17 protein-coding genes are annotated in these 19,277 nt (G+C 70.0%); 4 read left to right on the forward strand and 13 right to left on the reverse strand.

Annotated elements, in window-relative coordinates:
* The 3 genes from AB0H49_RS33880 to AB0H49_RS33890 all read right to left on the reverse strand — a co-directional run.
* Positions 1 to 606: hypothetical protein (locus tag AB0H49_RS33880; RefSeq protein WP_357257051.1), on the reverse strand; the 606-nt coding region annotated here is incomplete at its 3' end.
* Between the two features lie 2 nt (positions 607 to 608).
* Positions 609 to 1,667: a MoxR family ATPase gene (locus AB0H49_RS33885; RefSeq protein ID WP_357257054.1), complete on the reverse strand. Its 1,059-nt coding sequence runs from the start codon at positions 1,665 to 1,667 to the stop codon at positions 609 to 611.
* 77 nt (positions 1,668 to 1,744) lie between these two features.
* On the reverse strand, positions 1,745 to 2,797 hold the full coding sequence (locus tag AB0H49_RS33890; RefSeq protein WP_357257056.1) for an AraC family transcriptional regulator ligand-binding domain-containing protein: 1,053 nt from the start codon (positions 2,795 to 2,797) through the stop codon (positions 1,745 to 1,747).
* Between the two features lie 219 nt (positions 2,798 to 3,016).
* On the opposite strand from AB0H49_RS33890, the gene AB0H49_RS33895 reads away from it, so the two are divergent.
* The gene (locus AB0H49_RS33895; RefSeq protein WP_354999553.1) at positions 3,017 to 3,727 is read left to right on the forward strand and encodes an SDR family NAD(P)-dependent oxidoreductase; all 711 of its coding nucleotides are present in this window, start codon (positions 3,017 to 3,019) and stop codon (positions 3,725 to 3,727) included.
* Between the two features lie 29 nt (positions 3,728 to 3,756).
* On the opposite strand, the gene AB0H49_RS33900 is transcribed toward AB0H49_RS33895, so the two are convergent.
* Complete coding sequence (locus tag AB0H49_RS33900; RefSeq protein ID WP_357257059.1) at positions 3,757 to 5,394, reverse strand: acyl-CoA synthetase; 1,638 nt, start codon at positions 5,392 to 5,394, stop codon at positions 3,757 to 3,759.
* A 104-nt stretch (positions 5,395 to 5,498) separates the two neighbouring features.
* Here AB0H49_RS33900 and AB0H49_RS33905 point away from each other — a divergent pair, with 104 nt between their 5' ends.
* Entirely contained in the window at positions 5,499 to 5,987 is a 489-nt protein-coding gene (locus AB0H49_RS33905; protein ID WP_357257062.1) for a GNAT family N-acetyltransferase, read from the forward strand.
* Between the two features lie 98 nt (positions 5,988 to 6,085).
* Here AB0H49_RS33905 and AB0H49_RS33910 read toward each other — a convergent pair whose 3' ends face one another.
* Both AB0H49_RS33910 and AB0H49_RS33915 read right to left on the reverse strand, forming a co-directional pair.
* Positions 6,086 to 7,309, reverse strand: a complete 1,224-nt coding sequence (locus AB0H49_RS33910; protein ID WP_357257066.1) for an aminotransferase class III-fold pyridoxal phosphate-dependent enzyme — start codon at positions 7,307 to 7,309, stop codon at positions 6,086 to 6,088.
* A 205-nt stretch (positions 7,310 to 7,514) separates the two neighbouring features.
* Positions 7,515 to 7,679: a hypothetical protein gene (locus tag AB0H49_RS33915; RefSeq protein ID WP_354999549.1), complete on the reverse strand. Its 165-nt coding sequence runs from the start codon at positions 7,677 to 7,679 to the stop codon at positions 7,515 to 7,517.
* A gap of 139 nt (positions 7,680 to 7,818) precedes the next feature.
* On the opposite strand from AB0H49_RS33915, the gene hrpA reads away from it, so the two are divergent.
* Entirely contained in the window at positions 7,819 to 11,892 is a 4,074-nt protein-coding gene (hrpA, locus tag AB0H49_RS33920; RefSeq protein ID WP_357257069.1) for an ATP-dependent RNA helicase HrpA, read from the forward strand.
* Between the two features lie 82 nt (positions 11,893 to 11,974).
* On the opposite strand, the gene nrdR is transcribed toward hrpA, so the two are convergent.
* The 3 genes from nrdR to AB0H49_RS33935 form a co-directional block, all read right to left on the reverse strand.
* Entirely contained in the window at positions 11,975 to 12,445 is a 471-nt protein-coding gene (nrdR, locus tag AB0H49_RS33925) for a transcriptional regulator NrdR (RefSeq protein WP_067779472.1), read from the reverse strand.
* 120 nt (positions 12,446 to 12,565) lie between these two features.
* Positions 12,566 to 13,813, reverse strand: a complete 1,248-nt coding sequence (locus tag AB0H49_RS33930; protein WP_357257072.1) for a hypothetical protein — start codon at positions 13,811 to 13,813, stop codon at positions 12,566 to 12,568.
* Positions 13,814 to 14,058: 245 nt separating this feature from the next.
* On the reverse strand, positions 14,059 to 14,505 hold the full coding sequence (locus tag AB0H49_RS33935; protein WP_357257075.1) for a hypothetical protein: 447 nt from the start codon (positions 14,503 to 14,505) through the stop codon (positions 14,059 to 14,061).
* A gap of 208 nt (positions 14,506 to 14,713) precedes the next feature.
* Here AB0H49_RS33935 and lexA point away from each other — a divergent pair, with 208 nt between their 5' ends.
* Entirely contained in the window at positions 14,714 to 15,445 is a 732-nt protein-coding gene (lexA, locus tag AB0H49_RS33940) for a transcriptional repressor LexA (RefSeq protein WP_354999545.1), read from the forward strand.
* A 1-nt stretch (position 15,446) separates the two neighbouring features.
* Here the strand turns inward: lexA and AB0H49_RS33945 are convergent, their stop codons facing one another.
* From AB0H49_RS33945 to AB0H49_RS33960, 4 genes are all read right to left on the reverse strand, one after another.
* Positions 15,447 to 15,821, reverse strand: a complete 375-nt coding sequence (locus tag AB0H49_RS33945) for an AraC family transcriptional regulator (protein ID WP_357257078.1) — start codon at positions 15,819 to 15,821, stop codon at positions 15,447 to 15,449.
* Between the two features lie 312 nt (positions 15,822 to 16,133).
* Complete coding sequence (locus tag AB0H49_RS33950) at positions 16,134 to 17,015, reverse strand: SDR family oxidoreductase (protein WP_357257081.1); 882 nt, start codon at positions 17,013 to 17,015, stop codon at positions 16,134 to 16,136.
* A 42-nt stretch (positions 17,016 to 17,057) separates the two neighbouring features.
* Entirely contained in the window at positions 17,058 to 17,867 is an 810-nt protein-coding gene (locus AB0H49_RS33955) for a class I SAM-dependent methyltransferase (RefSeq protein WP_354999542.1), read from the reverse strand.
* 133 nt (positions 17,868 to 18,000) lie between these two features.
* On the reverse strand, positions 18,001 to 19,134 hold the full coding sequence (locus tag AB0H49_RS33960) for an Mrp/NBP35 family ATP-binding protein (RefSeq protein WP_357257085.1): 1,134 nt from the start codon (positions 19,132 to 19,134) through the stop codon (positions 18,001 to 18,003).
* Between the last annotated feature and the right edge of the window lie 143 nt (positions 19,135 to 19,277).

Consider the following 19,277-nt stretch of genomic DNA (forward strand, 5'->3'; position numbering starts at 1 on the left):
GGCGGCGGCGGCGATGCCCGCGGCGAAGCGCGCGGGGTCGTCGGCGCGCTCGGCCGCGGCGGCGCCGCTGATCAGGAAGTCCGGCGGGTCGTCGCGCCGGTACTCGACGGGGACGGCGGTGTCGCGCCAGCGCGCCGCGGTGGCGTGCTCGTCGGAAATGCTCGGCGTGGCAGGAAGTTCGGTCGGCCGACGCCCGATCTTCATCGTGGTCAGATACTGGTCGACGACCGCGCAGCAGGCGGCGCGATAGGCTGGGTGCGGTTCGGCCGCGTCGCTGGACCAGCTTTTCGCCAGATGGCTGTCGGTGACGATATTCGCGGGATCCACGCCGCGCGGATCCATGTGCCCGAATCCGGCGTGCAGCAGGCAGTGCGCGAAAACCCAAGCCCACTCGGCGGATTCGGCGCGGCGCTTCGGGTGGTACCCGATGCCCCCGCCTGCGATGCGCGCCCACACCTCCGGCGAAGTCTGGCGCGGGTCGAGCTCGTAGAGCCGACCCGGCAGATATCGGAAGGCGCGGTGCGCCCTGACCATGCCCCAGCCGTCCAACACGGCCTCGCGCCAGGGGTCGACAGTCGCGCGGCGCTTCCCGCGCGCGGCGCCCACGACTATCGCCGCGCGGCCAGGCGCGGCAGGTCGCGGGTCACCTCGACCAGGAACCAAGAGGGCAGCACCGGCACACCGTCGGCGTCCGAGGCGATCACCAACTGCGCGCATTCGACCGAGATCTCCGCCAGCTCGACGAGCATCGTCTTGGCCCGCAACACGAATCGGTGCGTCGTGGCGGAGACATGCTTGCGGGAACCGGGCAGGTCCTTGATCAACCGCGCGCGGAAGGTCTCGGACAGGAAGTACAGCAGATCGCGGTCGCCGGGGTCGCGCGGCCAGTCGGCCTCGCCCTTGATCACGGCGTCCAGATCATAGGCGTGCCGGATGGTCTTGACGAAGGCGCGGAACCCCGAGGCGTGAGCGGGGGTCAGCGTGCCCGCCGCGAGCACCTCGAGCAGCGTGTCGTCGAGATCGTCGCCGCAGGAGTGCAGCGCGTCGGAGAGCATGTGCCAGCCGCGCGGGGTGGAGAAGGGCGCCTCGGTCTTCGGCGCCGCCGACCACAGGTGATCGGGGCGCTGGGTCACGTAGCGCACCACCCAGGGGTGAATGTCGTTGTGCGCGGCCCACTTCAGCCAGTCGTCCACGTCGGCCCGCAGGTGCAGGTGCACCATGCGGTTGACCAGCGCCGAGGCCATCGGACGGGCCAGCGCGTTGTCGGTGGCGCGGTTGCCCGCGCCGATCACCACCGAACCGGCGGGCAGCTCGTAGCCGCCGATACGGCGGTCCAGGATCAGCGAGTAGAACGACTTCTGCACCTCGGGCGCCGCCGCGTTCAGTTCGTCGAGGAACAGGCAGTACGGCGTCGGCCGGGCGATGAGCTCGGGCGGCGCGAAGCGGCTGCGGTCGCCGACGATCTGTGGCACCCCGATCAGGTCCTCCGGCGCGAGCTGGGTGCCGAGCAGCGTGACGCACTCCAGCCCGAGCGATTCGGCGAACGAGCGCACCAGCGAGCTCTTGCCGATACCCGGTGCGCCCCAGAGAAACACCGGCCGCACCAAGGCGACATGCAGCAGCAACTCCGGCAGCTGGTCCGGAGTCACCGTGACCGTCGCCTCCATAACTTTCCTCCCCCGTCGAGAATTACGAGGGTCGAAGGTACGCGCGCCGACGCCGGCTCGGCCACCGGTTTTTCGCGTCAGATCGGTCGGCCGTGCCGTTCCGCGGCCGCGCGGGCGAACCGGCCGGGGGAGACGCCGCGCCACTGTTTGAACGCGTTGGAGAAGCTCGGCGCGCCCGAGTACCCCATGCGGTAGGCGACGTCCTCGACGGTCAGGCCGGTGGCGAGCAGTTCCTCGGCCAGGTTGCCATAGGTCTCGCTGCACAGCCTGCGATACGACGTGCCCTCGTCCGCTAGGCGGCGGCGCATGGTGCGCAGACTCATGTGCAACGCGGCCGCCACGTCCTCCTGCGAGACGCGCCCGCCCAGCCGGTGCAGCAGGACCTCCCGTACCGATCCGGCGATGCCCTTGGCAAGCCCCCGCCGCCGCAGCAGGTCCGCGCACTGCTCCTCGAACAGCGCCGCGGTGAGCGGGCTGGCTTGCGGCAGTGGGTCGTCGAAGCCCGCGGTGTCGAAGACGACCAGGTGCGGGCCGGCGCCATCGGTTGCCGTGAGGCCGTACTGGTCCAGGATCGGTTGCAGCCGGGGACGCAGTCCCCAGGCGACCTGGCCGCCCAGAATCGGCGCTGGCGCGTGGTACACCGCCGTCCAGTTCGTCAGCAGCACAGCGACGTCCCGCTCCAGCAGGAAGCCGCGCAGTCGCGACGGCACGGCGCGGTCGTCGGCGTAGAGCAGCAGCGTGTCGTCCTGGTAGACGTGCCGGGTGCGGGCGAAAGTCGTGGTCATCCGGATGTAGCGCATCAGCAGGTCCACCGCCGAGCGCGCCGTCGGACTGCTGAGCAGCGCCAGCCCGAGCGCGCCGTAAGTCGTGACGTGCGTGCGCATTCCGGCTTCCAGGCCGAGGCCGGGTCGGTCGTCGAACCGGGTGACGATATTGCCGATGAGAGCCAGCTCCTGCGCGGCGGTGACTTCCATGCCCGGCGTCGTGAGCTGCGCGGGCTCGATCCCGGTGTCGCGCAAGCATTCCGCGAGCGGCAGACCGTGGTCGCGCGCCACTTCGACCAGCACAGCCGACAAGGTCACCGAGCGCCGCCACTCCCACGAGGACACCGCTTCATCGTCGTCCGGCATGGCCGGATTCCGCATGGTTTTGGCCGGACATCGCAAGGACAGCCGGACGTCCTGTCCGTCCGGACGGTGGGCGCGGCGAACACCTCACGGTCGGGCGGCACAACTGGCCGATATCCGAAATGTCCTGACCCGACATCGCATGGCATCGACACCGCGCCGCGCCCTACCGTCGAGGCCCGAGGCGAAAGCGGGCGAAATCACATGTCGAAGAAGACACTTGTGGGCAAACGGGTAGCGATCACCGGAGGCGCGCACGGCGTCGGCCGCGAGATCGCGCTGGCCTTTCTCGCGGCCGGCGCGGACGTGGCGCTCGGGGACTGCGACACGGGACGGGCCCGCGCGGTGGCCGAGCAGTTCGCGCGAATGCACGGCGGCACCGCCGTCGGCCTCGCGCTGGACACCGCCGACAGCGCGCGGTTCGCCGAGTTCCTCGCCCGCGCCGAACGCAAACTCGGCGGGCTGGACGTGGTGGTGAACGCCGCCGACACCGCACCGAGCGGATCGTTCCTGAGCGAGTCCGAGATCGAGTCGGATCACCAGATCGACGTCAACCTGCGCGCGGTGATCAACGGATCCCGTTTGGCCGGAAGACGTTTCGTGGAGCAGGGACACGGCCACATCGTCAACATCGGCTCGGCGGTCGGCGTCACCGCGGCACTCGGCGCGGCCGTCTACAGCGCGACCAAACACGCCGTCGTCGGCCTCGGCACCGCGCTGCACCGCGGCCTCGCCGAACAAGGCGTGCTGGTCAGCACCATCGCCCCCGGCTACGCCCCGGCCCCCGAACTGGTCGCCGACGCCATCGTCGACTGCGTCGAACACCGCAGAAGCGGACTCGTCGTGGTCCCGCCCGACGGCTGGCTCCGCACCGCACTCCCCGACCGCGCCCGCCTCCGCCACACCATGCGCCGCCTGTTCGGCATGGACTGACCCATTCCCGTGTCCCAGCCGGACTCGTTCTAACCCATCTCCCGCAGGACGCGTTTGAGGACTTTGCCGGTGGGGTTTCTCGGGAGTTGGTCGACGAAGAGGACGTCGCGGGGGACCTTGAAGCGGGCCAAGTGGGTTTTGACGTGGTCGCGCACCTCGTCTTCGGTGAGGGTGTGGCCGGGGCGGACGACGATGACCGCGCGCAGGCGCTGGCCGTGTCGGTCGTCCTCGACGCCGAAAGCGCTCACTTCCTCGACCGCGGGGTGGGCGGCGAGCAGTTCCTCGACTTCGCCGGGGAAGACGTTCTCGCCGCCGGAGACGATCATGTCGTCGTCCCTGCCGTCGATGAAAAGCCGTCCCGCGCTGTCGAAATGGCCGACGTCGCCGGTGGACATCAGGGAGCCGATGCGGTCTTTGTCTCCCCCGCCGGTGTAACCCTCGAACTGGTAGTTGTTGCCGACGAAGATGCGTCCGGTGCGGCCATGCGGCAGCTCGGCGTCGTTCTCGTCGAAGATCTTGACGGTGGTGCTGGGCACCGGGGTGCCGACGCAGCCGGGCTCGACCGCCAGGTCGGCGGGCGTGGCGATGGTCGCGTACGCCACCTCGGTAGAGCCGTAGACGTTGTAGACCACGGGACCGAACGCCTCGGTGACCCGCACACACAGCTCGGCGCCCAACTGCGAGCCCGCGACGAAGACGATCCGCAGCCGCGAGAAGTCGAGTCCCGCACGGGCTTCCGCCCCGAGATCGACCAGCCTCTGCAGCATCACGGGCACGGTGATCAACGCGGTGGCGCGATTGCGGTGCAGGCTGTCGAGTACCGCCTGCGGATCGAAGCGCCGCCGGATCACCAAAGTCGAGCCGAAACCGACGGCCATGATGGCGTGCGCGAAGCCGAGGGTGTGGAACAGCGGCGCCGGGCATTCGGTGATCTCTCGGGCGCGGAACGGTACCCGGCCGAGGATGGCGCCCAGCGGCGCCAGCGAGGTCGGCTCCCGGCGCGGCGCCCCTTTGGGGGTTCCGGTGGTGCCGCTGGTCAGCAGGATGATCCGGGCGGCGGTGCTCGGTCGGCGCGGTGGTTTTCTGGAGCCGCCCGCGATCAGGTTCTCCAGCGTGTCGACCGCGGGCGCGTCGGTCCAGGCGCGGTAGCGGCCGCGCGGTGTGCGCAGATCGCCCAGGATGCCCGCGTATTCGTCGTCGTAGACCAGCAGATCGGCGCCTTCGCGCGCCAGGACCTCGCGCAGCTGCGGCCCGGCGAAATCGGTGTTCAGCAGGATGATCTTGGCGCCGCACTTGGCCGCGGCGAACACCGCGTAGTGGAAGCCGCGGTGGTTGCGCGCGAGCACGGCCACGCCCTCGCCGTCGCGTAGACCGCGCGCCCGCCAGGCGTTGGCCAGCGCGGTGGTGCGTTCGTCGAGCTCGCGAAAGCTCACCGTGCCCAGTTCATCGATGATCGCGGCCCGGTGCCGGTAGCGCAGTGCGGCCACCGTCACCAGTCCCCCGAGCATCCCCGACCGCAGCACCGCGAAACCGATGCGCGCCAGCCGATCCGGCCGTTGCGGGGTGGCCAGGCCCGCGCGCACCGCGAGGCTCGCGTAGTAGGTCTCGTCGGCGACGCGGCGGGCCGCGCCGACCACGACGGAGCCGACGCTGTTGACACGGTTCATGGATCCACCTGAGCTGAAGCGCGCGGAACGAGGACGAGTGTCCTCACAGTAAGGTGTCTCACACAGTTCCGTCGAGGGTTCGCTTCGCGACCATAATGGTCGGTATGTCGAGCCACGCCGAGGAACAGCGCACCGCCGCGCGCATCGCCGTCGACGACCTCACCGGCTCCGACATCATCGCCCTGCTGGCCACCCACTTGGCCGAGATGCGAGCCAACTCCCCCGACGACAGCATGCACGCGCTCGACCTGTCCGAGCTGCGCCATCCCGACATCACCTTCTGGAGCGTGCGCGAGGAGGCGGAACTCCTGGGCTGTGGAGCGCTGAAACAGCTCGACGCGACCCACGGTGAGATCAAGTCCATGCGCACCTCGGCCGAGCACACCGGTCGCGGCGTCGCCGCCACCCTGCTCGCGCACATCGTCGACGAGGCACGCGCCCGCGGCTACCGCCGACTCAGCCTGGAGACCGGCGCGGCACCGTATTATCTTCCCGCCCAACGCCTCTACGCGCGCCACGGTTTCGAGATCGGTCCGCCCTTCGCCGACTACACCGAAGATCCGCACAGCGTGTTCATGACGCTGGCACTGTGAGCCGGAGGATCAGGCCAGCGCCCGGCCGAGGTTCAGTCCACGGCCCGGCCGAGATCAGCCCAGCGCCCGGCCGAGGTCAGCCCAGCTCCCGGCACAGATCAGCCCAGCGCCCGGGTGAACGCGGCGGTCAGCTCGTCGACCTGAGCGTCGGTCGTCACGAACGGCGGCGAGACCTGCATCGCCCCCTGTCCCGCAGCACGACTCGAAACACCCTGGGCGCGTAGCTCTTTGACGAACGCGGGCGCTTCGGCCGGATCCGCCAGCTGCACCGCCGCCACCGCACCGAGCCCGCTGCGCACCTCCGCCACCCGCGGATGCGCGGCCAACGGCGCGAGCTTCTCGTGCAAGGTCCGTTCCAGCCGGGCCGCCTCGGCGAGCAGGTTCTCGCGTTCGATGATGTCGAGGTTGACCAGCGCCGCGACCGCCGCGGCGGCGTGCCCGCCGTAGGTGTACCCGTGCCGCCACCACACGCCGCCGCCGAAGAACGGCTCGGCCGGTTCCGGCGCGACGAACACCGCGCCCATCGGCAGATAGCCGCTGGTGAGCCCCTTGGCGGTGGTCATGATGTCGGGCCGCAGGTCGAAGCGGCTCGAGGCGAACCAGCTTCCGCCGATGCGCCCGAATCCGGTGACGACCTCGTCGGCGACGAACAGGATCTCGTAGTCGTCGCAGATGCGCCGCACCTCGTTCAGGTACCCCTCCGGCGGCAGATACACCCCGCCCGCGCCGATGATCGGCTCGCAGAAGAAGGCGGCGATGTGTTCGGCGCCCACCTCCTCGATCAGCGCGAGCAGCGCCTTCGCGTCGTCCCACGCGACGGTGCGCGCGTCGGGCATGAGCTCGCCGTATCCCTCGCGGTTGAGCGGCAGTCCCGCCAACGCCGTTCCGGCGACGTGCATTCCGTGATACGCGCGCTCCCTGCCCACCACGATCGTCTTCTCCGGCCTGCCCACCTGGTGCCAGTAGCGCCTGGCCAGTTTGGCGGCGGTGTCGATCGCGTCCGATCCGCCCGAGGTGAAGAAGATCTTGCTGCCCGGCACCGGCGCGATCGCCGCGAGCCGCTCGGCGAGTTCCCGGGTGGGCGCTTCGGCGATGTCGCCGAAATTCGAGTAGTGCGCGATCTCGCGCAGCTGGGCGGCGACCGCGTCGGCGATCTCGCCGCGGCCGTGCCCGATGTTGGCGAACCACAGTCCGGCGGTGGCGTCGAGATATCGAGCGCCCGACTGGTCGTAGACGTAGGCGCCCTCGCCGCGCGCGATCACGAACGCGCCGTCCCGTTCGACGGCGCCCATATCGGCGAATCCATGCCACAACGCGCTCATGCCTTCGCCTCGCTGGCGCTCGGCTCCGGCATGCGCGAGGCGCGCTGGCACATGATTCGCTCACTACGTTCGCTCATGCCTTCGCCTCGCTGGCGCTCGACTCCGGCATGCGCGAGGCGCGCTGGCACACGATTCGCTCACTACGTTCGCTCATGTCACCACCCTTACCTCAGCGAAGCCGAGATCGGACCGACCGCGACGCGGCTCACCCGCACCACGCCACCGCGACCGCCGCCACCGGAGCCCAGCCGCCGGGGCCGGGCCGACGCCATCGCTCGGCGCGCCCACCTGGCGCGGCCACCACACCGAGTACACCGAAGGCAACACCGCGTCCGCGCACCGCCGACGCCGCGTCCGAGCCCGCGTCCATGGGCCGATCCTCGCATACCTCGGCACGCGCGACCCGCCGATTCGGCACCCTCGGCACACGTTCGGCTATCGGTGTGGGCGCCCGCGGCAGCCCGGCAGCGGCGGGCGGTGAGGCCCGGCCCGGTAGGCTGGACGACGCAATGACCAGGACAGCTGATACCGGAACCCGCGAGCTCCGCACCCGCCTGGCGAATCTCTCCCTCCGCGACGAGTACCGGCTGCGACGTCGGCTGGACCGGGCGCGCGGCACGGACCTCGAGGAGATCGCCGCCGACATCACCGCCGCCGAGCTGCGCGTCGAAGCGCGCCGAGCCGCGGTGCCGCGGATCCGCTACCCCGAGCAGCTGCCCGTCACCGCCCGTCGCGCCGACATCGCCGAGGCGATCGCCGCCAACCAGGTGGTGATCGTCGCGGGCGAGACCGGCTCCGGCAAGACGACGCAGATCCCGAAGATCTGCCTGGAGCTGGGACGCGGCATCCGCGGCGCGATCGGGCACACCCAGCCGCGCAGGCTGGCCGCGCGCACCGTGGCCGAACGCATCGCCGAGGAGCTGGACACCGAGCTGGGCGACGTCATCGGCTACACGGTGCGGTTCACCGATCAGGCCTCCGAGCGCACCCTGGTCAAGCTGATGACCGACGGCATCCTGCTCGCCGAGATCCAGCGCGACCGCCTGCTGCGCCGCTACGACACGATCATCATCGACGAGGCGCACGAGCGCAGCCTCAACATCGATTTCCTGCTCGGTTACCTGAAGCAGTTGCTGCCGCGCCGCCCCGATCTGAAGGTGATCATCACCTCGGCGACCATCGATCCGGAGCTGTTCGCCAAGCATTTCGCCGACGAGAAGGGCACGCCCGCACCGATTGTCGAGGTGTCGGGCCGCTCCTACCCCGTCGAGCTCCGGTACCGGCCGCTGAGCCTCGAACTACCCTCCGCCGACGAGGACGACGAGGACACCCGCGTGGTGGACCGCGACCCTGTCGACGCGATCGGCGACGCGGTGCGCGAGCTGTTCGCCGAGGGGGACGGTGACGTGCTGGTCTTCCTCTCCGGCGAACGCGAGATCCGCGACACCGCCGACGCGCTGCGCGACCTGAAGCTGCCGCGCACCGAGATCCTTCCGCTGTACGCGCGGCTGTCCACCGCCGAGCAGCATCGCGTCTTCGCGCCGCACACCGGCCGCCGCGTGGTGCTGGCCACCAACGTCGCGGAGACCTCGCTGACCGTGCCCGGCATCCGCTATGTGATCGACCCCGGCACCGCGCGTATTTCCCGCTATTCGATGCGCACCAAGGTGCAGCGGCTGCCGATCGAACCGGTCTCGCAGGCCTCGGCGCGGCAGCGGTCCGGGCGCTGCGGCCGCGTCGCGGACGGCATCGCCATCCGGCTGTACTCCGAGGACGATTTCGAATCCCGGCCCGCGTTCACCGAACCGGAGATTTTGCGCACCAACCTGGCCGCCGTCATTCTCCAGATGACCGCGCTCGGGCTCGGCGACATCGAGAACTTCCCGTTCGTGGAGGCGCCGGACAAACGCGCGATCCGCGACGGCATCGCGCTGCTGGAGGAACTGGGCGCGCTGGCCCGCGGCGCGGCGGGCCCGGATGCCGCGTTGGCGCTGACCCCCGTCGGTCGCGATATGGCGCAGCTGCCGGTCGATCCGCGCATGGCGCGGATGCTGGTGCAGGCCAACGGCAACGGCTGCCTGACCGAGGTGCTGATCATCGTCGCGGCGCTGTCGATCCAGGACGTCCGCGAGCGGCCCGCCGAGTTCCAGCAGGCCGCCGACACCAAGCACGCGCGTTTCGTCGTCGAGGGCTCCGACTTCCTCGCCTACCTGCGGCTCTGGGACTACCTCACCGAGCAGCGAAAATCGCTGTCGTCCAATCAGTTCCGGCGAATGTGCCGGGAGGAGTTCCTGCACTACCTGCGGATCAGGGAGTGGCAGGACCTACACGGGCAGCTACGCACGATCACCAAGGGGCTGGGCTGGTCGGCCGACGGCCGCGGCTCCCGATCCGCCCGCGCGACAACGGAATCCGCCGATCGCGGTGACGACGCCGCCGCATCGAACCGGCCCGGCAGGCGGCGCGGCGGCCGAGGGACGGTCAAGGCAGCGGACGTTCCGGTTGTCGCAGCCGAGAACGACGGCCTACCTTGGGATTCCACCGCGATCCACCAATCGCTGCTGGCGGGCATGCTCTCGCACATCGGCGTGCGCGAGGCGGAGAGCCGGGAATTCCTCGGCGCGCGTGGCGCCAAGTTCATGATCTTCCCCGGCTCGTCGCTGGCGAAGAAGCCGCCGCGCTGGGTGATGGCCGCCGAGCTCGTCGAGACGTCGCGGCTGTTCGGCCGCATGGCGGCCAGAGTGGAACCCGAGTGGGCCGAGCGGCTGGCGGGCGATCTGGTCAAGCGCACCTACTCCGAGCCACACTGGTCGTCCAAGCGCGGTTCCGCGCGGGCCTACGAGCGGGTCACGCTGTACGGGGTGCCGCTGGTGACGAGCCGACCGGTGGACTACGGCCGCATCGACCCCGAGGTGTCCCGCGAGCTGTTCCTGCGGCACGCGCTGGTGCAGGGCGAGTGGCAGACCAAACACGAGTTCTTCCACCGCAATCGGGAGCTGCTGGACGACGTGGCCGACCTCGAGCACCGGGCCCGCCGCCGCGACATCCTGGTCGACGACGAGGTGCTGTTCGAGTTCTACGACCAGCGCGTTCCCGCCGACGTCGTCTCGGCGCGGCATTTCGACAGCTGGTGGCGGACCGCGAAGCGGAAAGACCCGGCACTGCTGGACTTCTCGAAATCGACGGTCGTCAACGAGAACGCGGCGGCGCTGGATCCGACGGACTTCCCGGACGCGTGGCGCCAGGGCGAGCTGAGCTTTCCGCTGACCTACCAGTTCGAGCCGGGCCAGGAGGACGACGGTGTCACCGTGCGCATCCCGGTCGAGCAGCTGGCGCACGTGCGCGCCGTCGGCTTCGACTGGCTGGTGCCTGGCATGCGCGAGGAACTGGCCGCGGCGCTGATCAAGACGCTGCCGAAGTCGTTGCGGCGCAGCGTGGTTCCCGCGCCGGACTTCGCCGCCGCCGCACTCGCCGCGCTCACCCCGCGCGCCGAACCGCTGCGCACCGGTCTGGCCAGGGAGCTGTCCCGGCTCGGCTCGGTGACGATCACGCCGAACGACCTCGATCCCGCCGCGCTGCCCGACCACCTGCGCATGACCTTCGCCGCGGTCGACACCCGCGGCGGGGTGCTGGCCAAGGGCAAGAGCCTGGCCGCGCTGAAGACGCGACTCGCCGAACAGGTCTCGGCCTCCGTGGCGCGTGCGACCGCGGGCGCCGAGCGCGCCGCGGCCACCGTGTGGACCTCGGAGTCCCTCGGCACCGTCGAGCCGACGGTGCGGCGGAAGGTCGCCGGGCAGACCGTAACCGGATACCCGGCACTGGTGCCCGAAGGCGAGGGCGTGGCGGTGCGAGTCCTCAGCTCGCCCGCCGAACAGGCCACCGCGATGCGGGCCGGCACCCGCGCCCTGGTCCTGCACGCGATACCGACCTCGGTGCGCACCGTCACCGCCGGACTCTCGCCCACGGATCGTCTTGCGCTGAGCCAGAATCCGTACGGCTCGCTGGAGGCGCTCGTCGAGGACTGCCGCGCGGCGGCCGCCGACGAACTGATCGCGGGCGCGGGCGGCCCGGTGCGCAGCCCGGACCGATTCGAGGCCCTCGTCGCCGCGATCCGCCCCAAGCTCGCGACCGAGGTGGCCCGCATCGTCCGCGCGGTGGTGCCGGTGCTGGCCGAGGCGCACGGGGTGACCTCGGCGCTGGGTGGCGTCGCCGAGCGCGACATAGCCGACGACGTCCGTCACCAGCTCGACGATCTGGTCTTCCCCGGCTTCGTCTCCGAATGGGGCAGCGCGCGCCTGCGGGACCTACCCCGCTACCTGCGCGCCGCGCTGGTGCGGTTGGAATCGCTGCCCGGTTCCGCCGTGCGCGACCGGCAGGGCATGGCCGAGATCGACCGTGTCCTCGCCGCGTACGACCGCTTGGTCGCCGCACTGCCCGACGGACGCAAGCAGGCGCCCGATGTCACCGAGATCTGGTGGATGATCGAGGAATTCCGGGTCAGCCTGTTCGCCCAGAAGCTCGGCACGCCGTATCCGGTGTCGGCGAAGAGGATCGAGAAGGCGATCGCGGCGATCCGCCGTTAGCCGGACCCGCGCGGACGATTGCCGGACCAAGCGACCGCGAGCCCGCCGAATTGCGTTCCGGCGGGCTCGGAGTCGGAGCGGATCAGTCTGCGGCGACGCCCGCCGCGGCGCGCGCCTCGCGCATCTCCCGTATCTCGCGTTCGAAGTCCTCGGCGGAGGTGAAGGACCGGTAGACCGAGGCGAAGCGTAGATAGGCGACCTCGTCGAGATCGCGCAGCGGGCCGAGGATCGCGAGACCGACCTCGTGGCTGGGCACCTCGGGCGAACCGGTCGCGCGTACGGCGTCCTCGACCTGCTGGGCCAGCAGGTTCAGTGCGTCGTCGTCGACCTCGCGGCCTTGGCAGGCGCGCCGCACGCCACGGATGACCTTCTCCCGGCTGAACGGTTCGGTGACGCCGCTGCGCTTGACCACGGACAGGATGGCGGTCTCGACCGTGGTGAAACGCCGCCCACAGTTCGGGCAGGAACGTCGACGGCGGATGGCCGCGCCTTCCTCGGCCTCGCGCGAGTCGACCACCCGCGAGTCAGGGTGTCGGCAGTACGGGCAATGCATCCGAGAGATCCTTCGTCGATGTACCCGGCACAAGGTATACCCCGGTTGACACGCGGTATACCTCCATAGCTCTTCGAGAATACCCGGGTCGTTACCGGGAGTTCCGTCCGGCGGGCCGCATCACTCGACGAGTTGCCACCGGGCGGTCAGATCGGCGAGCAGTTCGGGCAGACGCGGCACGAGCCGCCCGCGGGCGAGTTTGTGCCAGAACGACTCGCCGAGCACGGTCGCGGCGAGCACAGCGTCGGACTCCATGTCGATGTGGCGCGGCACCAGGTCGCCCATGATGTAGGTCCAGCGGTCCTCCCGGTCGGCCCAGTTGAAGGCGGGCAGCGCGGTGCGAAGCGCCATCGACCGGCCGCCGAGATCGGCGCGCACGGTGGCCGGTGCGAAGACGCCGGGCGCCCGCACGCCGGGCACCGCGGGTTTGCCCGCGATCGTGCTGACGTAGGTGAGCACGCGACCGATGCCGTCACGGCCCGCGGAGGTGACGTCCCACTGGTCGGCGATGACACTGTTCTGTTCCCGGTCGGTCATGCGAATCAGCGCGTCGATGTAGCCGTCGCGGGTGCCCGTCGTGATCGAGTGCCAGGCGGCGCGGATGTCCGCGTCGATGATCCCAGCGGCGAACATCTCGTCGATCCCCGGCATGCCGAGCGCGACGAAGGCTTCGTGCATCGGAACCAGGTCGGTGAAGATGTGCTTCTGCATGATCATCAGCCGGGTCTGGTACCACGCGACGTCCTCGGCGGACAGCCGCGCGCCTTCGGTGGCGAGCAGCCGGATGTCGGCGGGCAGTTCGCCGACCAGTTCCTCGGGGGTCCCGCGCAGCAGATCGGCGACCGCGTTGCCGAGTTGATGAATGCCGGGCACATCGAGGACGATGCCGACATCGCTCATGTCGAAGAAACCGGAAGCGAACGAGCCACCCGCGATCCCGGCGAGGCCCGCCCAGTAGAACTCCGGGTGCGACGTGGTCAGCCGCAGATAGTTGACATACACCTGATTGAACGTGCGCTCGTTGGCCCGCACACCCCGGCTGGGATCCCACCCGGCCAGATCGATAGCGGCATTGCCGGTCGCCACCACTAGCCAGTACTGATGCAGCAGTGTCGCATAGCGTTCCGGCGCGATGCCGTCGGCGCGCGCCTGGTCCAGCGCCGCGCGCAACGTCGGTTCGTCCAGCGGCAGTGCGGGATTCAGTCCGCCGCCGTACTCGCCGTCACCGTTGACCGACGGAAGATCCAGATAGCCGTGGTAGGCGGTGTTCGCGTGGGCGGCGGGAATCGCGCCGAGTCCCAACAGAAGACAGAAGAACAGCCCGGCGAAAGCCCGAAGCGCCCGGCCCGCTGTGTGTCGCTGCGTCATTGCAAGTGGTCCCGAAATCGTTCGAGGCAGGTGTTGCCTGGGTCACGTTTTCAGCACAGTAGCAACGCGTTCTAGTTCTGGATCGAGATTTTCGGCCACGCCCCTTGGCCGACTCCCTGGATGTCCCATACGCCGCAAGGGAAATGGATTCGGAGCCCATCCCCCGCCGGACGATCCCGACGGCGCCGACGCGACACCGGCGACCGCCCGTGCGCGACGAACTCGATGGCAGCGGATTCGCCGAATCAGCGCGTGAAGTTGCCGTAGTGCGACTGCTGTCCGATTTCCGCGGGAATCGAAGGCGACGGCGCGGGTTCTTCGAAAGTGCCCGCTCGCCAATGGGCCAACGCGAGGAAAGCCACGACTACCAGCGCGCTGAGCAGAGCCGCGACGGCGAGCACCGCGAATCCGAGTTGCGCCTGCTCGACACTCGGCGCCGGATGCGCGCCGCGAGGCCGCCGGGCCGCGAGCGTGCGCACGGAACCACGCCGATACAGTTCCACAGCCCCGCCCGGCCTGCTCGCGCGCGGGCGGCGATCCGCCACCGCGCGACCCGGCCCGTCCAGCGCGCGCAGTCCGCCGCGGCGCGCGCGCCGCACCCGCGGCACGGAGTCGAAGCCCAGGTCATCGATCGGACCCTCGGAGGCCGGAGCGGATTCGGTGGCGCGGATTTCGCGGATCGCTGTGTTCATCGGACAAACCTCCGTGTGGATACAGGCGGGATGGCTCGAAGGGAGTCGCTTTCGATCACATGTTCGAAGAACTGATGTTCGATTTCTACCACGCGGCGGCGCCGAAGTCAGCACGAAACGCCCGACATGCGTCGAACAGATGTTTGAAACCTGGGCGTGACCGGACTAAATTCGAAAAGCGACATCAACGACAGGAAGGGCGGTTGCGGTGAGCCACACAGACGACACGGGCGACGAGAGCGGAGTCGGCGGCGACCCGTCGCCGACCGGGGCAGATCTCACCGTGCGTCAGCGCAAGGTGCTGGAGGTCATCCGGACCTCGGTGAGCGAGCGCGGCTACCCGCCGAGCATCCGCGAGATCGGCGACGCGGTCGGACTGACCTCCACCTCGTCGGTCGCCCACCAACTTCGGGCCCTGGAACGTAAGGGCTATTTACGCCGCGACCCCAACCGCCCCCGCGCGGTCGACGTCCGCGGACTCGACGAGGCGGTGCGCGCGGTGACCAGCCTGCCCGGCGCCGCGATCGAGGACGCCGAGGCCGCCGCGATCGATCCGAGCCGTCCGACCCCGACCTTCGTCCCGGTGCTGGGCCGGATCGCCGCCGGTGGGCCGATTCTCGCCGAGCAGGCCGTGGAGGACGTGTTCCCGCTGCCGCGCGAATTGGTCGGCGACGGTTCGCTGTTCCTGCTGAAGGTCGTCGGCCAGTCGATGGTCGACGCCGCCATCTGCGACGGCGACTGGGTGGTCGTTCGCCAGCAGAACGTCGCCGACAACGGCGACATCGTGGCCGCGATGATCGAGGGCGAGGCCACGGTGAAGACCTTCAAGCGCAGCGGCAAGGACGTCTGGCTGATGCCGCACAACCCGCTGTTCGAGCCGATCCCGGGTAACGACGCCCGCATCCTCGGCAAGGTCGTGACGGTCATCCGCAAGATCTAGGTCAGGGTCGAACGGAATGTCTGCCGCGGGAACGGAATTCCTGCGGCGGGCATCCGTTCCAGCGCCGGAAGGCGCGGATGAACGAGGCCGATTCGGCGTAGCCGAGTCTGCTGGCGACCTGTTCGGTGGTCAGGCGCGTGTGGCCGAGCAACTGTTCGGACCGCGCCCGGCGCACCTCGTCCACCAGCGCGCGAAACGACGTCCCCTCCGCGTTGAGCCGCCGGGAGAGCGTGCGGCAACTGAGGAACAGCGCCGCCGCGACCTGCGGCAGGTCCGGGATGGCGGCCGGGTCCCGGACCAGCTCGTCGCGCACCGCGCCCGCGACGTCCGCGCGAATCCTCTTGCCCGGCAGTCGATCACGGCGTCCGACGGACACGCTTCCCGATAGTTCCGAGCCGGACATCTCCGCGAACCCCCATCGACCTTGCCTAACGCACCCGCGCGGTTCCGCGAAAACTACCAATTCCCGGTCACTTCGGCGGCGGAATGAGCGAATTCCCTTCTGGGAGAACGTCTATGCCCCGCAACGCGCCGCTGCGGGCGCCGCGCGGCAGCGGTGGCCTCCTCGACAGGCCGAGGCGACCTCGGACAGCCCCGTCGGACGGCGGTTCGTCACCAGACCGCGCATGGCACGAGCGAATGCGGAGGTACGCAAGACGCGCATGACCGGAGCGAATGCGGAGTACGCCTAATCCCCTCCGAGCGCCTGGGTCCGGGCACTGAACGAACGACCGAGTTCGGCCACCTCGGCGTCGACCTCGGGCAGCCAGTCCGGGGTGGTCTTGCCGCTCGAGCGCTCGACGAGCCGCGTCTGCAGCAGCGGCCGCAGCCAGCGCAGCAGGCCGACCCACAAGGGAACGTTGATCCGCCTGGCGCGCCGCGCGATGCCCCGCTCGAACCTGGCGCCGCACTCCCGCACCGAGGTCGTCTTGCGGATCGGGCTCGGCAGCGCGGCGAGCCCGCGCGCGACCGCGGGCAGATCGGCGAAGCTCTCCCGCACGAGCGGGGTATCGATCCACGACATGTGCGCGGACCCGACATCGACGCCGAGGTGGGCGACCTCGAGCCGCAACGCGTTCGCGAAGTGCTCGACCCCGGCCTTGGCGGCGTCGTAGGGCGCCATCCCCGGCATCGCGAGATAGGCCGCGAGGGAGGACACGATCAGCACGTATCCACGCCGCTCGACGACCGATGGCAAGGCGGCCCGGACGGTGTGGAAGCAACCGACGAGGTTGACCTCGATCACCCGCCGGAAAGCGGCGGGATCCACGGCAAGGACCGACCCGTAGCTGGCGATGCCCGCGTTGGCCATCACGATGTCGATGCCGCCGAACCGCTCGATTCCCCGCGCGACCGCGGCCTCCATCGCGGCGAAGTCGCGCACGTCGGCGGGGACCGCCACGACATGCTCCTCGCCACCCAGTTCCGCCGCGAGTTCCCGCAGCGGGGGCGGATCGACGTCGACGAGGATCAGGTGCGCGCCGCGCGCGTGCAGCCGCCGGGCGACTTCCGCACCGATGCCGCGGGCGCCGCCGGTGATGAGTACGACCTTGCCGGTGAAGGCGGTCATGGCTCTAAAGCCTAAACCCCTCGGGCGCGCTTCGGAACGCGTTCAGGCAGCGGTGCGCACGTGCGCGATCGCGGGCGGGATGTCGCGCAAGACCGGCAGTCGCTCGAACAGCGGCAGCGTGGCGGGCAGCGGTCCGTGCGACGGGCTGTAAGACGAGACCGTCACCTCGGTGACCTTCGGACTCCACGAGCGCACCAGGTCCGCGATGTCGCTGCGCCGGACGCCCCACGGCATCGGCGGCGCCTCGTAGTGCGGGGTCTTGTGGAAGCCGCGCACCGTCTTGTGGGAGAACCAGGGCGGGATGGTGTCGAACATCAACTCCACGCCAGGGAACCGGTCCAGGATCGCGGAGCACAGCTGTCGCACTTGCTCCGGCTCGAAGTACATGAAAAGCCCTTGCGCCGTGACGAATACGCCGCGCGACGGGTCCACCTGATCCAGCCAGGCGGTGTCCAGCGCGCTCACGGGCAGATGCCTGCACCGCTCGCTCGGCGGCAGGAATCGCTCGCGCACCGCGATCGCGTCCGGCACGTCCACGCACAGCCACCGCACCTGCCCGTCGTCGCAGCGCTGGAATTCGGTCTCGAGTCCGGCCGCGAGTTCCACCACCGTGCCGCCGGGGTGCGCCGCGAGCCAGGGCCGCAGCACCGCGTCGAACTTCTTCGACCGCACCGCGTGCGTGCCGTCCGGCTTGCCGAAGGTCCGCTCGTAGTCGAAGGCGATCGCGTCGTAGATCCGCTCGCAGTCGGGGTCGCGCAGGATCGCGTCGGGTCGTTTGGACTCGCTGGCCCGGTTGTGCAGGGTCCAGAGCATGGTCAGCGGGATCCCGTCGAGTTCGACATCGGCGCCCATGGGTTCGTCCTCCCACTCGGTCGGTCGGAGTCACCCGCGCACCCCGGCCGCATTAGTGAAATCGATGTTCAACAACAACTAAGGACAACCTAATTCAGCGCAGCCGTCGCCGCAACGACTTCCGACTACGAGGTCATTTCACGTCGACCGCCAGCGAGCGCCCCGCCAAGCCGCGGGGGCGTACGGCAAGCCGCTGTGCCACAGCGCGGAGCGCGCTCGCGGCCGTGGAGTTGGGCTCCGCGACAACGATCGGTGCACCCAGATCCCCCGCCGCGCCCACGTCGGGATGGAACGGGATCCGCCCCAGCAGCGGACACGCGGAGCCGAGCAGGGCGGTCAACCGATCGCTGACCGCGCGGCCACCGCCCGCACCGAACAGTGCCTGACGACCACCCGCGGGATCGTCGTACCAGGACATGTTCTCCACGACACCGACCACCCGCTGCCCCGTCTCCGCCGCGACGGCGCCCGCCCGCGCGGCGATGCCCGCCGCCGTCGGCTGCGGCGTAGTGACGATCAACAGTTCGGCATCGGGCAGCAGTTGCGCCAGCGAGATCGCGATGTCACCGGTGCCGGGCGGCAGGTCGACGAGCAGCACGTCCAGATCGCCCCAGAACACCTGCGCGAGGAACTGCCGCAGCGCGCGGTGCAGCATCGGTCCACGCCACACCACCGGCTTGTCGGCATCGAGGAACATGCCGATCGAGATGACCCGGACGCCGCGGCCCGTCGGCGGCATGATCATCCGATCGACCTGAGTCGGTACGCCCGTGACGCCGAGCATCCCGGGAATCGAATGGCCGTGGATGTCGGCGTCCAGCACACCGACCGCGAGCCCGCGCGCGGCCATGGCTGCGGCGAGATTGACCGTGACCGTGGACTTTCCCACGCCACCCTTGCCGGAGGCCACGCAGTAGACGCGGGTCCGGGAGTGGGGCTGGGCGAACGGAACGACATCGTCCTGTGCGTCGCCGCGCAACTGGGAGCGCAGCACGGCCCGCTGCTCGTCGGACATCACGCCGAACTCGACGCTCACCTCCGTGACGCCAGGAACGTCGAGCACGGCCGCTCGGACGTCGCGGTCGATCGTGGTCCGCATCGGGCAGGCGGCCACGGTGAGCAGCACCCGGACGGCGATCCGGTTGCCTGCACGCACGTCGATGGCGTCGATCATGTTCAATTCGGTGATGGGACGGTGGATCTCGGGATCCTGGACCAGCGCCAGCGCCTGCTCGATTCGTTCCTTCGATACCAACGGCTCGGTCATCACGGTTGCCTTTCAGTTCGGGGTCGGGGCATGCGTCAGCCGAGACTCGCGCGGAGCATGTCCTCGCGCTCCACCACCTTGACGCGCTCGCGGCCCTCGGGCTCGCCGAGCGCGCGCTCGTGCGCGTCGAGGCGGTACCAGCC

This window comes from Nocardia sp. NPDC050713 (assembly GCF_040654315.1).
In the GTDB taxonomy this organism is placed as follows: Bacteria; Actinomycetota; Actinomycetes; order Mycobacteriales; family Mycobacteriaceae; genus Nocardia.